The sequence below is a fragment of the Paralysiella testudinis genome (genome assembly GCF_016894345.1).
In the GTDB taxonomy this organism is placed as follows: Bacteria; Pseudomonadota; Gammaproteobacteria; order Burkholderiales; family Neisseriaceae; genus Paralysiella; species Paralysiella testudinis.
In genome coordinates, this window is record NZ_CP069798.1 from 1784580 (window position 1) to 1797398 (window position 12819).

Annotated in this window: 13 protein-coding genes; 10 read left to right on the top strand and 3 right to left on the bottom strand. The window is 47.6% G+C overall.

Annotation, left to right across the window (positions count from 1 at the left end):
- The 10 genes from JQU52_RS09200 (at position 1) to JQU52_RS09245 (ending at position 11485) form a co-directional block, all read left to right on the top strand.
- Entirely contained in the window at positions 1-573 is a 573-nt protein-coding gene (locus JQU52_RS09200; protein WP_230338206.1) for an ankyrin repeat domain-containing protein, read from the top strand.
- 290 nt (positions 574-863) lie between these two features.
- Positions 864-3764, top strand: coding sequence for a hemagglutinin repeat-containing protein (locus JQU52_RS09205; RefSeq protein WP_230338207.1), 2901 nt, complete (start codon positions 864-866; stop codon positions 3762-3764).
- 473 nt (positions 3765-4237) lie between these two features.
- A complete protein-coding gene (locus tag JQU52_RS09210) occupies positions 4238-5335 on the top strand; it encodes a VENN motif pre-toxin domain-containing protein (protein ID WP_230338208.1) in 1098 nt (365 codons plus the stop codon).
- Between the two features lie 115 nt (positions 5336-5450).
- Complete coding sequence (locus JQU52_RS09215; protein WP_230338209.1) at positions 5451-5792, top strand: hypothetical protein; 342 nt, start codon at positions 5451-5453, stop codon at positions 5790-5792.
- A 135-nt stretch (positions 5793-5927) separates the two neighbouring features.
- Positions 5928-6089 carry an HNH/ENDO VII family nuclease gene (locus tag JQU52_RS09220; protein WP_230338210.1) on the top strand — a complete coding sequence of 54 codons (162 nt, stop codon included), beginning with the start codon at positions 5928-5930 and terminating at the stop codon, positions 6087-6089.
- Positions 6086-6622, top strand: coding sequence for an ankyrin repeat domain-containing protein (locus JQU52_RS09225; protein ID WP_230338211.1), 537 nt, complete (start codon positions 6086-6088; stop codon positions 6620-6622). The genes JQU52_RS09220 and JQU52_RS09225 overlap by 4 nt, the downstream gene beginning before the upstream one ends.
- Before the next feature lie 257 nt (positions 6623-6879).
- The gene (locus JQU52_RS09230; protein ID WP_230338212.1) at positions 6880-8397 is read left to right on the top strand and encodes a hemagglutinin repeat-containing protein; all 1518 of its coding nucleotides are present in this window, start codon (positions 6880-6882) and stop codon (positions 8395-8397) included.
- 281 nt (positions 8398-8678) lie between these two features.
- Complete coding sequence (locus tag JQU52_RS09235; protein WP_230338213.1) at positions 8679-10022, top strand: VENN motif pre-toxin domain-containing protein; 1344 nt, start codon at positions 8679-8681, stop codon at positions 10020-10022.
- Complete coding sequence (locus JQU52_RS09240) at positions 10010-11056, top strand: IS630 family transposase (RefSeq protein ID WP_230338214.1); 1047 nt, start codon at positions 10010-10012, stop codon at positions 11054-11056. Before JQU52_RS09235 ends, JQU52_RS09240 begins: the two co-directional genes overlap by 13 nt.
- 180 nt (positions 11057-11236) lie before the next feature.
- The gene (locus tag JQU52_RS09245) at positions 11237-11485 is read left to right on the top strand and encodes a hypothetical protein (RefSeq protein WP_230338215.1); all 249 of its coding nucleotides are present in this window, start codon (positions 11237-11239) and stop codon (positions 11483-11485) included.
- A 139-nt stretch (positions 11486-11624) separates the two neighbouring features.
- On the opposite strand, the gene JQU52_RS09250 is transcribed toward JQU52_RS09245, so the two are convergent.
- The 3 genes from JQU52_RS09250 to JQU52_RS09260 are packed head-to-tail and all read right to left on the bottom strand — an operon-like array spanning position 11625 to position 12629.
- The gene (locus tag JQU52_RS09250; protein ID WP_230338027.1) at positions 11625-11960 is read right to left on the bottom strand and encodes a transposase; all 336 of its coding nucleotides are present in this window, start codon (positions 11958-11960) and stop codon (positions 11625-11627) included.
- 20 nt (positions 11961-11980) lie between these two features.
- Positions 11981-12178 (bottom strand): hypothetical protein, encoded by a 198-nt coding sequence (locus JQU52_RS09255; protein WP_230338216.1) that lies wholly within the window; start codon positions 12176-12178, stop codon positions 11981-11983.
- Complete coding sequence (locus JQU52_RS09260; RefSeq protein WP_230338217.1) at positions 12165-12629, bottom strand: IS110 family transposase; 465 nt, start codon at positions 12627-12629, stop codon at positions 12165-12167. The genes JQU52_RS09255 and JQU52_RS09260 overlap by 14 nt, the downstream gene beginning before the upstream one ends.
- Positions 12630-12819: the final 190 nt, after the last annotated feature.

The following is a 12819-nucleotide window of genomic DNA, read 5'->3' on the forward strand; positions in this document are numbered from 1 at the left end:
ATGAAATATTCTAAAGAAGATGAGGCAGTACTTAAAAGAATAGATGAATTATATGGCAACGATCCAGAGTTTCAGGTTATCAATGCTAATAAAACTGGAGATATAAATTTTTTAGAAAATATTTTCTTAAAACAGAAAATTCTTTCGATATCTGCCTTAACCGAATCTGAACAATGGAGTTGGCTACACAGAATAAACTTATTAACCCCTGCGCCAAAAACTGTAATTCAATTTTATGTAAATCATGGTAATTTAAATATTAACGCCCAAGATTGCTACGGCATGACACCGCTGCATTATGCGATGCGCAGCAAAAATGCCGAGGCTGCGTTGGTTTTGTTGCAAGCAGGAGCTAACCCCAATATACCTAATCAAGATGGTGTAATTCCCTTGAGCATGATTGGCGGTATGCCCGAGCGTTTGGATATTTTGCAACTGATGCTGGATAAGGGAGGTAATGTGCATCATTTCACGGATCAAAATGAAACCGATATTTTGGATACATTGAAGCTTTATTTTTCGGAAGATGATGTATTTAAACCGGTGATTGCGATGATGGAAAAATATGCATAATGAAATCTGAGAACTTCATAAAAATTGGGAAATAGGCATGAAATATTCCAAAGAAGATGAGGCAGTACTTAAAAGCAAGCGTAGGCCGTATACTTGTATTCGACATTTGGCTGTAACCTGTTAAAAAAACCATAAATGTTGAAACTAAAACCCCTATGATTATTGGTATTGTCAGCAACAAGCAACACCAAAATCTGCGGATTAACTACCGCAGATTAAGTATTGCTGCCTGTAATCAAATCAGTCAAAACAAGCAAGTTGAACTTACACAATACAAAAAATCCGGCATCATGGGTACCGGCGCTATCGGCGTGTTTATCGGCAGCAAAAAAGACACCACCGACACCGCAGACACCACCCTCATCCACAGCGGCAGCAGCGTAGGTAGCCTCAAAGGCAACACCACCATCGTGGCCGGCGGCACCTACACCCAAACCGGCTCCACCGTTGCTGCCCACCAAGGCAATGTTGACGTCCACGCCAAAGCCGTCAACATCAGCGCCGCCCAAAACCACTACGCCAACGAGCACAAGCACACCTTCGAGCAAAAAGGCATCACCGTTGCCGTTAACGTACCCGTGGTTAATGCCGTTCAAGGTGCCATCGGCACCGCCCAAGCCGCAGGTAAAATCGGTCAGAGCAAAAACGACCGCGTCAACGCCATGGCGGCGGCCAATGCCGCCTGGGACGGCTATCGATCTGCCGGCGCATTGTCAGACATTGCCAAAGATCCCAAAGCAGCCCTTAGCCAAGATGTCAGCGTCTCTATTACCTACGGCCAGCAAAAGAACACCCAACAAACCCAAGTTCAAGGCCACCAAGCCCAAGCCAGCCAAGTGATTGGCGGCGGCACCGTCAACATCAGCGCCACCGGCGGCGGTAAAGATTCCGACATCAACATCATCGGTGCCGACATTGCTGGCAAACAAGGCACCCACCTGCAGGCCGACAATCAAGTCAACCTACTGGCTGCCGGGCAAGAACACAGCGAACACAGCCAAAACAAATCCACAGGCTTTAATGCCGGGGTGGCTGTCAGCTACGGCCAGAGCGGTATGGCCTTCGGCTTTACCGCCGGCGGCAACTACGGCAAAGGCCATGGCAACGGCGACGAAACCACCTGGCGGCACAGCCAAGTGGGCGATGCCGGCAGCCGCACCACCATCCACAGCGGCGGCGCCACCAACATCAAAGGCGCCCAAGTGATCGGCAAAGGCGTGGGCATCGATGCGGCCGAGCTCAACATCGAAAGCCTACAGAACACCGCCCAATACAACAGCAAACAACAAAACATCAGCGGCCAGATAACCGTAGGCTACGGCGCTTCAGGCAGCGCCAACTACAGCCAAAGTAAAATGAACGCCGACTATGCCGCGGTGAGTCAGCAATCCGGCATCTTGGCCGGAGACGACGGCTACCAAATCAACATCAAAGGGCATACCGACCTCAAAGGCGGCCTGATTACCAGCACCGCCCAAGCCGAAGCCGAGGGTAAAAACCGCTTCAGCACCGGCACCCTGAGCCACAGCGACATTGCCAACCATGCCGAATACAAAGGGGAAAGCTTCGGTATCGGCGGCAGCGCCACCGTCGGCGGCAGCAACCTTGGTCAAGGCAGCAGTAACAGCACACCCGGTTTAATGACTGCCGGCCAAAGCAACAGTGCCGGTAAAACCATCGGCTACGGCTCGGACAGCGGCAGCCAAAGCAGCAGCACCGGCAGCGGCATCAACACCGCCAACCTCATCATCACCGATGAAGCCGGGCAAAAAGAACTGAGCGGCAAAACCGCAGCCGAAACCATTGCCGCGGTTAAAACCGACATCAGCACCGACAAGCATGCCCAACACGCAGGCTACCTGAACAACAACTTTGATAAGGACAGCGTACAGAAAGAGCTGGATCTGCAGCGCGAGGTTACCCAACAGTTTGATAAAACCCGACAAGGTGTTAAGCAAAAAATCTATGAGGTCGTAGACACCAAACGGCAACAAGCCACCGAAATTAGAAAAGGCAACTATATCGACGGAAAAAATGGCTATAACACCCAAGAGTCTTTGGTATTGGAAGCAGAAGCCAATAAATGGGAAAAAACTGCTTTTTATACGGATTTGGCATTAGGAGCGTTGTATGGCTGGGGTAATCCCGATGCCGTAAAATATGTTGGTGCAGCAGTGGCTGCAGACCCAGCTCGTAGAGCGGCAACCGCACCCAAACAAATTTGGTTGGTTAAATGCCAACAGGATTCATTATATTGCTCGGATAAATCATTTGATGACAAAACAAACCGACCCATTTATAACCGTGATGGCGATATTGACACAACCCGTGTACAAATTGGCGACAAACGGCAAATCTTTGATATTACAGGACTGAAACCGGGAGAATCTACCGGTGTACTGACTATATCCAATCCCGGTATTTTGAACCCCCTGAATGATGCCTTAAAAAATGCGGTCAAACAGAACACTTGGCAGACCGCAGCCGATGGCATTATTACGGTTTACAACCCGCCTACCTCCAACCCATTATCAGAAGGCATCTATGCACTATATGACAAAATAAACGATCTTACAGGAGGGCGTTTGCCTTTAACCAATGCAGAAAAAGCAAATCTGGAATTGTATAAATATGCAAAACAGAATAATTATCAAATTGACTTGAGCAATCATAGTCGGGGTGGCATGACCGCAAGCGTTACCCTGCAAAATGCCAATCGAAACGGGTTAACCGAGATACCCATTCGGGAATCCCGTTTCTATGGTACTGCTACTAATGTACAGGATTACGCCAACCAGCTAGCTGATAAAAACCAATATAGTTATACCGTCAAAAATCCGGATGGTAGGGAAACGCAATACGGCAGTGGTACATATTCGGCAGTGCATTACACCGATTTTGTTGGGCGCAGCCCGTTGCTTCTTTTACGCAGTAAATATGCGGTTGGCGGAAATGAACCCACTGGCGGAGTAGAAAACAAGTGGTTCCTGTATTCGCATAGTAGTTATTTTAGGGAAATTCCATCCCAATACTTGAAAAACAGTAATGGAAATTATATTGATGGAAAAGGTCAATTGACTGGCAATCCTATTAAAAATAAATATTTAAAAGAGTTTGGTGATAAATGGAACCCAATAAATAACATGGATAATCCTTCATTACCAACGCTTATTAAACCGAATATTAAATGAATATGAAAAAGGCAATAAATATGAATATTATCAAATACTATATTTCATTAATTATGATTTTTCTACTATCCGGTTGCATGAATACAATTACTCACTTTTGGAATAATGGCTTTTCTATGTCAGATCAAAAATCAAAGGCTTATGATTATTGCATGGATAATACGACTATGAATAAAAATTATGATGATTTCTATAAATGCCTTAAAGAAAAAGGATATTAATAAATATTGGAGATGCTGAATCTCCTAATAGGTAGATATAACAGTTGATGGTTATTATTATCTCTGCTGTCTGAATTAATATATGCAGCAAGCTTAGCCTGTATGGGTGATTATCCCTGAAAAATTCTTCCCTCACCCACCCCAAAAACCAAAAATACAACCATGCCAGCAATTTGCGCAGGTTTGTAGGCAGCGGGCAGATTATCGCAGGGGGAATACAACAGCCAAGTGAAAAACCTGCAAGGATTGGGTTTGGCACTGGATACCGTTGCCGCAGGCCTGTACAGCCCGAGCAACAGCGTGGGCGGCTCCCTCGCAGCCGCGGCAAGCCCGGCAGCGGCACAGCAAATCGGCGCCTACTTCAAAAACCTGGCCGCAGAAAATCCAAACGGCCAACTGAACACAGAGCAACAAACCGCGCATATACTGGCACACGGCATACTGGCCGCCTCGATAGCTGCGGCGGGTGGCAATGATGCCTTAAGCGCCGGCATTGCGGCGGGCTCAGCGGAAGCGGCGGCACCCAAAGTGGCCAAGTGGCTGTACGGCACCGATGATCCGAACAAACTGAGTGCGGAGCAGAAAGCCACCGTCAGCAGCATAACCGGGCTGGGTGGGGCGGCTGTGGGTGCGGTTGGGGGAAGTAATACTGCGACGGATGCGGTTTCAGGCAGCCGGGTGGCGCAGAATGCGGTCGAGAATAATGCGCTTGAAACTGTATGGGATGTAGCGAATGTAGGAATTGGTGTAGCTTCATTTACATATAATGTAAATGAAGGGAATTATTGGTCTGCCGCCATTGATGCTGCTGGGTTAGTTTATGATGGAGGAGCGACGGCAGTTCCATTTGTCCCTGCTGGTGCATCAGCTGGCTTACAAGCATATAGAGCAGGCAATTCAGTGAAACAATCGGTTATTATTGGCAAGGATGTTGCTCAAGCATCGAAAGCTGCCAATCAAGCAGCGAGGGATTTAAATAATATTACAAGGAACCCTGCTACAACTGGTACAAAAATTCATAGAAATACAGGAGTTTTGCTAGGTGAAGCAAATGGTAAAGCTTCTAAGTTATCAAATTCTACTAGTAGTTATTTTAAAGGTGCTAATAAGTCTACGGGACTTCAACCAGATATGAGTTGGAAAGGAACCGGCGTTTGGTCTGATTTAACTACACAGGGACAGTGGAATTCTCATGTAACTAAATACAATAAACAATTTGGCACAACCGGAATTAGAATTATTTATGTTCCAAGGAAAGGTGTAACCAATACTCTCAAATTAAATTCAGGAGCAGGAGTTACTATTAATGGGTTACGTCAGCTGGGTAATACTTCGGAAAAGGAAAAATGATGGGCTATCATATTTCATTAATAAATACCACGAAATGCGATGATAAAGACAAGGCGCTTTATAATTTTGATATTTTAAAAATATTTTGATAAATCAATTTTCTTTACAGGAGCAATTGGATAATAAAGGTCAATTTAGCTTCTTTTATTCTCCTGAAGATGAAAATATAGTTTTATTTTATAAAAACAATGAATTATGGGCAAATACTACAGATGATAACGTAATTGCCATATTACTTGCCATATCTTCAGTGTTAAATGACGGTACTAGAGTTAGAGGTGATAACTTAGAAACATTTAAATCAGTATCAGAAACTTATATACATGAAGATGATAAGCTGATTTATTTTATTGAAAACAATAAAGTATCAAAACTAAAAGAAATTTTTTATCGATACGGTGGATTTGTTATTCCAATACTTTTTGGCTTGCTTACATGGATTTATCATATTCTATAAGCAAGGTTATATTGCTTAGCAAGCATAAACCGATGGCCTGCCGATTTTACAGCGCTTAAATCCGCAAGGCGTTGCTTCAAGCAATTATTTGGTGCTGAAAGACGGCAAACAAGTCAAGGTGAGTAGCCCGTAGGCATGAGCCAGAAGCAATTTGATGCCTACGTTAATTCACGCCCGGAAAAGTTCATTATTCAGAACAGAAGCGAAAACAGAAGTGGCCGGTTTGAAAAACCGGGAGTGGGTGATTTGGACAAAATTATTATTGATATGAAAAATTTCCAGAAAACAGGTAAATGATTATGGATATTAAGACGCATATTGGCGTTGAACTGTTAAGTGCATTTGATGCAGGTGATTTAGTACAAGTTGATAAGCTATTTTTTGAGAATAATCGCAATGTATTAGAGGTTTCTCAAACTGAAAATTGGAATTGGCTACATAAAAATCTTTTAGGCTTTGATTCCAATATCCCTCCTAAGAAAAGTATCGAATACTTAATTAAAAAAGGTGTGCCCATCAATGCCCAAGATTGCTACGGCATGACACCGCTGCATTATGCGATGCGCAGCAAAAATGCCGAGGCTGCGTTGGCTTTGTTGCAAGCAGGAGCTAACCCCAATATACCTAATCAAGATGGTGTAATTCCCTTGAGCATGATTGGCGGTATGCCCGAGCGTTTGGATATTTTGCAACTGATGCTGGATAAGGGAGGTAATGTGCATCATTTCACGGATCAAAATGAAACCGATATTTTGGATACATTGAAGCTTTATTTTTCGGAAGATGATGTATTTAAACCGGTGATTGCGATGATGGAAAAATATGCATAATGAAATCTGAGAACTTCATAAAAATTGGGAAATAGGCATGAAATATTCCAAAGAAGATGAGGCAGTACTTAAAAGCAAGCGTAGGCCGTATACTTGTATTCGACATTTGGCTGTAACCTGTTAAAAAACCATAAATGTTGAAACTAAAACCCCTATGATTATTGGTATTGTCAGCAACAAGCAACACCCAAATATGCGGATTAACTACCGCAGATTAAGTATTGCTGCCTGTAATCAAATCAGTCAAAACAAGCAAGTTGAACTTACACAATACAAAAATCCGGCATCATGGGCACCGGTGGTATCGGCGTATTTATCGGCAGCAAAAAGACACCACCGACACCGCCGACACCACCCTCATCCACAGCGGCAGCAGCGTAGGTAGCCTCAAAGGCAACACCACCATCGTGGCCGGCGGCACCTACACCCAAACCGGCTCCACCGTTGCTGCCCACCAAGGCAATGTTGACGTCCACGCCAAAGCCGTCAACATCAGCGCCGCCCAAAACCACTACGCCAACGAGCACAAGCACACCTTCGAGCAAAAAGGCATCACCGTTGCCGTTAACGTACCCGTGGTTAATGCCGTTCAAGGTGCCATCGGCACCGCCCAAGCCGCAGGTAAAATCGGTCAGAGCAAAAACGACCGCGTCAACGCCATGGCGGCGGCCAATGCCGCCTGGGACGGCTATCGATCTGCCGGCGCATTGTCAGACATTGCCAAAGACCCCAAAGCAGCCCTTAGCCAAGATGTCAGCGTCTCTATTACCTACGGCCAGCAAAAGAACACCCAACAAACCCAAGTTCAAGGCCACCAAGCCCAAGCCAGCCAAGTGATTGGCGGCGGCACCGTCAACATCAGCGCCACCGGCGGCGGTAAAGATTCCGACATCAACATCATCGGTGCCGACATTGCTGGCAAACAAGGCACCCACCTGCAGGCCGACAATCAAGTCAACCTACTGGCTGCCGGGCAAGAACACAGCGAACACAGCCAAAACAAATCCACAGGCTTTAATGCCGGGGTGGCTGTCAGCTACGGCCAGAGCGGTATGGCCTTCGGCTTTACCGCCGGCGGCAACTACGGCAAAGGCCATGGCAACGGCGACGAAACCACCTGGCGGCACAGCCAAGTGGGCGATGCCGGCAGCCGCACCACCATCCACAGCGGTGGTGCCACCAACATCAAAGGCGCCCAAGCGATCGGCAAAGGCGTGGGCATTGATGCGGCCGAGCTCAACATCGAAAGCCTACAGAACACCGCCCAATACAACAGCAAACAACAAAACATCAGCGGCCAGATAACCGTAGGCTACGGCGCTTCAGGCAGCGCCAACTACAGCCAAAGTAAAATGAACGCCGACTATGCCGCGGTGAGTCAGCAATCCGGCATCTTGGCCGGAGACGACGGCTACCAAATCAACATCAAAGGGCATACCGACCTCAAAGGCGGCCTGATTACCAGCACCGCCCAAGCCGAAGCCGAGGGTAAAAACCGCTTCAGCACCGGCACCCTGAGCCACAGCGACATTGCCAACCATGCCGAATACAAAGGGGAAAGCTTCGGTATCGGCGGCAGCGCCACCGTCAGCGGCAGCAGCCTTGGTCAAGGCAGCAGTAACAGCACACCCGGTTTAATGACTGCCGGCCAAAGCAACAGTGCCGGTAAAACCATCGGCTACGGCTCGGACAGCGGCAGCCAAAGCAGCACCACCAAGAGCGGTGTTAACACACAAAACATCATCATCACCGATGAAGCCGGGCAAAAGAACTGAGCGGCAAAACCGCAGCCGAAACCATTGCCGCGGTTAAAACCGACATCACCACCGACAAGCATGCCCAACACGCAGGCTACCTGAAGAATAACTTTGATAAGGACAGCGTACAGAAAGAGCTGGATCTGCAGCGCGAGGTTACCCAACAGTTTGATGCCAACCGTCAAGCCGCCAAAGCTGAGATCAACACCAAAATCACCACCGCCAAAGCCGACCTCGAAGCGGGCCGATTATCGCAGGCCGAATACGACAGCCAAGTGAAAAACCTGCAAGGATTGGGTTTGGCACTGGATACCGTTGCCGCAGGCCTGTACAGCCCCAGCAACAGCGTGGGCGGCTCCCTCGCAGCAGCCGCGAGCCCGGCAGCAGCACAGCAAATCGGCGACTACTTCAAAAACCTGGCCGCAGAAAACCCAAACGGCAAACTGAACAGCGAGCAACAAACGGCCCATATACTGGCATACGGCATATTGGCGGCAGCCACCGCCGCAGCGGGCGGCAATGATGCCCTAAGCGCCGGCATTGCGGCGGGCACAGCGGAAGCGGCGGCGCCCAAAGTGGCGAAGTGGCTGTATGGTACGGACGATTCGAACAAACTGAGTGCGGAGCAGAAAGCCACCGTCAGCAGCATAACCGGGTTGGGCGGGGCGGCTGTGGGTGCGGTTGGGGGAAGTAATACTGCGGATGTGGTTTCAGGCAGCCAGGTGGCGCAGAATGCGGTGGAGAATAACTGGCTGTCTGCCAAAGAAGTCAACCGTTTAGTAGAATTAGATAGGGCATGTAGTAAAGGCGCTGGTAAAGCATGTAAAGGCTATTTGGATCTGCGTAAGCTTGATCAAGAAAGAGATTTACGTCTTCTGGCGGCTTGCCAACAACCCAGCTCTGCCGCATGCCGTAATTTGAAAGCACAAGCCAATATAGCCAATGCCAGCCTAGCATCCGGCTATTTCGATCCAGTGTTACACCCGGAACTATGGAGTGACAAAGAGAAAGCATCGGCACACAAAAAAGAGTATTCCGATACAGATGCCGTACTGCGCTTATCAGAAGGCTGGACACCTGAACAGATTATGCGCGAAGCCGCATTATTAAACGCGACCAGAACGGTTTTGGCGGATTTAACCATCGTCGGTACGATAAAAGATTTTAAAGAAGCCGATACGCTGGCCGATTATGCAACTGCTATTATTTTAGCAGCGCCCGGTTTGAAGCAGGCTGATACTTTAAAACACGCCGGAGACTTTACCCGCGCCTACAAAGCAGCAAAGGAGGCTGGAGATTTAAAGGCAGCTAAAGAAATTATTGAATTGGCGAGAACGGCTGAGAAATCACCGAATAATTTGGCTAAATTGGCTCAAAAAGAACAGGCAATAGTTAGTGGAAGGGCTATATCAGCAGAAGGTCAGTCACTTCTTCAATCGGCTGAGGCTCCCTTTAAGGGGCAACCATTAACAAATGCGGGGCGCGCGACAACCAAGCATCCTGAATATTTTGGCTTTAATAGCACAGACGAATTGCGGGCGGTCTATCGCACTGATGCACAGCTAAATGATACCAATTCTACAAAATACAATACAATAGAACCCAAGCCCAAACTCCCCCAAACACCACCATGCCCAAACTAACACCCCGCAAACACCAGCTGACTGATCATGATTTTTTGAAACTGTCCAAAACAGAGTCAAATCCGAGAGCGCGGATCAAATTGCTGATGCTGCATCAACTAAGCTTGAGTCACAGCTTAGACAGCATTGCACAAACCTTTGGCTATCATCAACAAAGCATCAGCGTCATCAGAAAGCACTATTGGCTGTATGGGCTGGACAGCATCTACGACAAACCCGGCAGAGGCCGCAAAAGCCTGTTGGCCGAAAAAGACATCGAAGCCTTTAAGCAAGCCATTGTAGAACAACAACAGCAAAGGGGCGGCGGCAGGCTGACTGCTGTTGATATTGCCCGTATTGCCAAGGAAGACTTTAATACCGACTACACACCGAAAGGCATTTACGGCTTATTGTCCCGCATCGGCATCAGCTGGGTATCTGCCCGCAGCCGGCATCCCAAAGCGGATCAGCAGGCAATGGATGATTTTAAAAACTTCGTAAACCATGTTCGGACAGTGCTGCCTGAACACATTGAGCTGTCTGACGTAGACATCTGGTTTCAAGATGAAACCCGTATCGGTCAGCAAGGATCCATCACCCGGGTTTGGCACTATTGCGGCCAAAGGCCGAGGGTCGTACGCCAACAGCAATTTGAGTCTGCCTACTTATTTGGGGCATTCTGCCCCTCAAACGGCAACAGTGTGGGTTTGGTATTGCCGTATGTGAATAAGCAAGCCATGCAGCTACATATGCAGCATATCAGCAAGGAAGTACCGGAGGGTCGTCATGCAGTGGTGGTTATGGATGGCGCTTTATGGCATCAAGCCGATTTAAACCTACATAACGTGACGATGCTGAAATTGCCGCCGTATTCACCGGAGTTGAATCCGTCTGAACAGATATGGCAGTATTTAAAGCAGCATGATTTATCGAACCGATGCTTTGATGGTTATGATGCGATTGTAGATGCTGCTTGTGTGGCTTGGAATCGGTTGCGTGTACAACTTGAATTGATTCGGTCGATTACCTCTAGGGCTTGGTCTATTGTATGTTAATTTAGAGAATTGGTATGAGTTTGCCAGCAAAAATGTGAATGAAATCTTGGCGAATGGTGTGCGTACATCAGGGGCAAGTGGGCGTGATCCGAAGGGTTGGGTGACTTATACATTACCTGATGGTAGAGCTGCCAGTTGGACCGCTTCTGGCGAATTTATTGGTTTTCGAGGTTTACAGAAATGAACGAACTAAATCTTGTTTTCGAAAAAGTTGGCGATATACGCTCAACATACCCTTACTTATGTGTATATGACGATGAAGATCGCATTAATCCTTTTATGGAAATTGCTGTTACTGATGAAAAGCAACTACAATACACAATTTATGCGGGCACTCGAAACATACCTCTTACTGCAGAGGAGTGGAATTACATCCAACAAAGGGCACAGGCATTCCTTCCCAAAGTTTTAGCAGATGAGGATTCCTGATTAGCTGGCACATGCTGACCAAAGCCTCACTTGGTGTGGCTTGGTTGTTTGTGGAGCTAAAGGTTGGTGATGTTGGCGCGGAAAAGCTAGGCAATGGCGGGGCATGTGTCCCTAGCAAGCGTAGATACCATCTCTCGCATCAAGCCGCAATGGTTATTTTGGCCTGATATTCGCATTGGTGCTTCAACACACCAAAGCAAATCTGTACCAAGCGGCGCATCGCTGCGCCGATGGTCTGCATTTCCGTTTTGTTTCTGGCTTTCAGTCTGCGGTAATGCGCGTTAATATCCGGATTCCACGTTTTTGCAACCACCGCAGCCATATACAACTTAGCTCGTATGACCGAACTGCCCCGCTTGGAAAGCATGGCTTTGCCTTTGTGTTTGCCGGATTCCCGTTTTTTCGGCACCAATCCCAAATAGGCAGCCATTTGCGAGGCGGAGGTAAAATGTTTGCTATGATAGAGCGCAACCATGCGCAATGAAACCACTTCACCTACACCGGGTATGCTGCGCAGTAAAGCACGGTCTTTTTCAAATCAGGATGCCGGTCAATATGTTGTTCGATTTCCTGTGTGATGGTGCCGATCTGCTGCTTCAAATTGGTCTGCATGGTGCTGATGGACTGGCTGACCGCTTCGGGAACAGCGCTGAATCCGGCTTTCTCCATGCGGTTGTCTTCACGCTGCAGCATCGCTTTGCAGCGCATCTAGACGGGCTAGTAGTGCGTTGAGCCGCTTGATGTGGGGTGCAGCAGGCTGCCATTGGCGTACTTTGTGGTGCATGAGGCGGTCAATACCGGCTCTGGCCAGTGACTGGCTATCAGCCTTATCGGTTTTGTGCAAGCTGTCGTATTTGGCATAATGGGCACTGTCGGCAGGATTAAGCAGATAAACGGCGATGCCTTTGTTATGCAGGTACTCTGCCAATGCTTCGTGGTAAACGCCGGTGGCTTCCATGAAAATTTTGAGTAGGCTTAAGTCTTCACCGATGTTTTTATACAGCCATTCTGTCAGTTGGTTAAAGCCTTGGAGGTGGTTTGGCAATGCTTTGGTTTTGATTTTACTGCTGCCAATGTCGCGGATAAGAGCACAATCTAATTTGTTTTTGCTGATGTCGATGCCCAATACTTGGAAGTTCATCATAATCTATCCTTATTTATGCAGTGTCTTGCGGGCGCTGCCGCGCACTTGGATACCATTCAGATTGTAGGATGAGGTGTATGGCAGTGTTATCTACATTTCAGTGTCGGGCACTTGGGTCGGATACAGTTTGCTGCCATACGGGGCGGGAATAATACGCGTTTTACTCACCGCTTGAGAGATACAAGGTCGG

Coding starts and splice junctions, on each gene's coding strand:
- JQU52_RS09255 (WP_230338216.1), bottom strand. CDS start 12,178: ATGCTGCAGCGTGAAGACAACCGCATGGAGAAAGCCGGATTCAGCGCT.
- JQU52_RS09260 (WP_230338217.1), bottom strand. CDS start 12,629: ATGATGAACTTCCAAGTATTGGGCATCGACATCAGCAAAAACAAATTA.
- JQU52_RS09245 (WP_230338215.1), top strand. CDS start 11,237: ATGAACGAACTAAATCTTGTTTTCGAAAAAGTTGGCGATATACGCTCA.
- JQU52_RS09200 (WP_230338206.1), top strand. CDS start 1: ATGAAATATTCTAAAGAAGATGAGGCAGTACTTAAAAGAATAGATGAA.
- JQU52_RS09250 (WP_230338027.1), bottom strand. CDS start 11,960: ATGGTTGCGCTCTATCATAGCAAACATTTTACCTCCGCCTCGCAAATG.
- JQU52_RS09240 (WP_230338214.1), top strand. CDS start 10,010: ATGCCCAAACTAACACCCCGCAAACACCAGCTGACTGATCATGATTTT.
- JQU52_RS09225 (WP_230338211.1), top strand. CDS start 6,086: ATGATTATGGATATTAAGACGCATATTGGCGTTGAACTGTTAAGTGCA.
- JQU52_RS09205 (WP_230338207.1), top strand. CDS start 864: ATGGGTACCGGCGCTATCGGCGTGTTTATCGGCAGCAAAAAAGACACC.
- JQU52_RS09220 (WP_230338210.1), top strand. CDS start 5,928: ATGAGCCAGAAGCAATTTGATGCCTACGTTAATTCACGCCCGGAAAAG.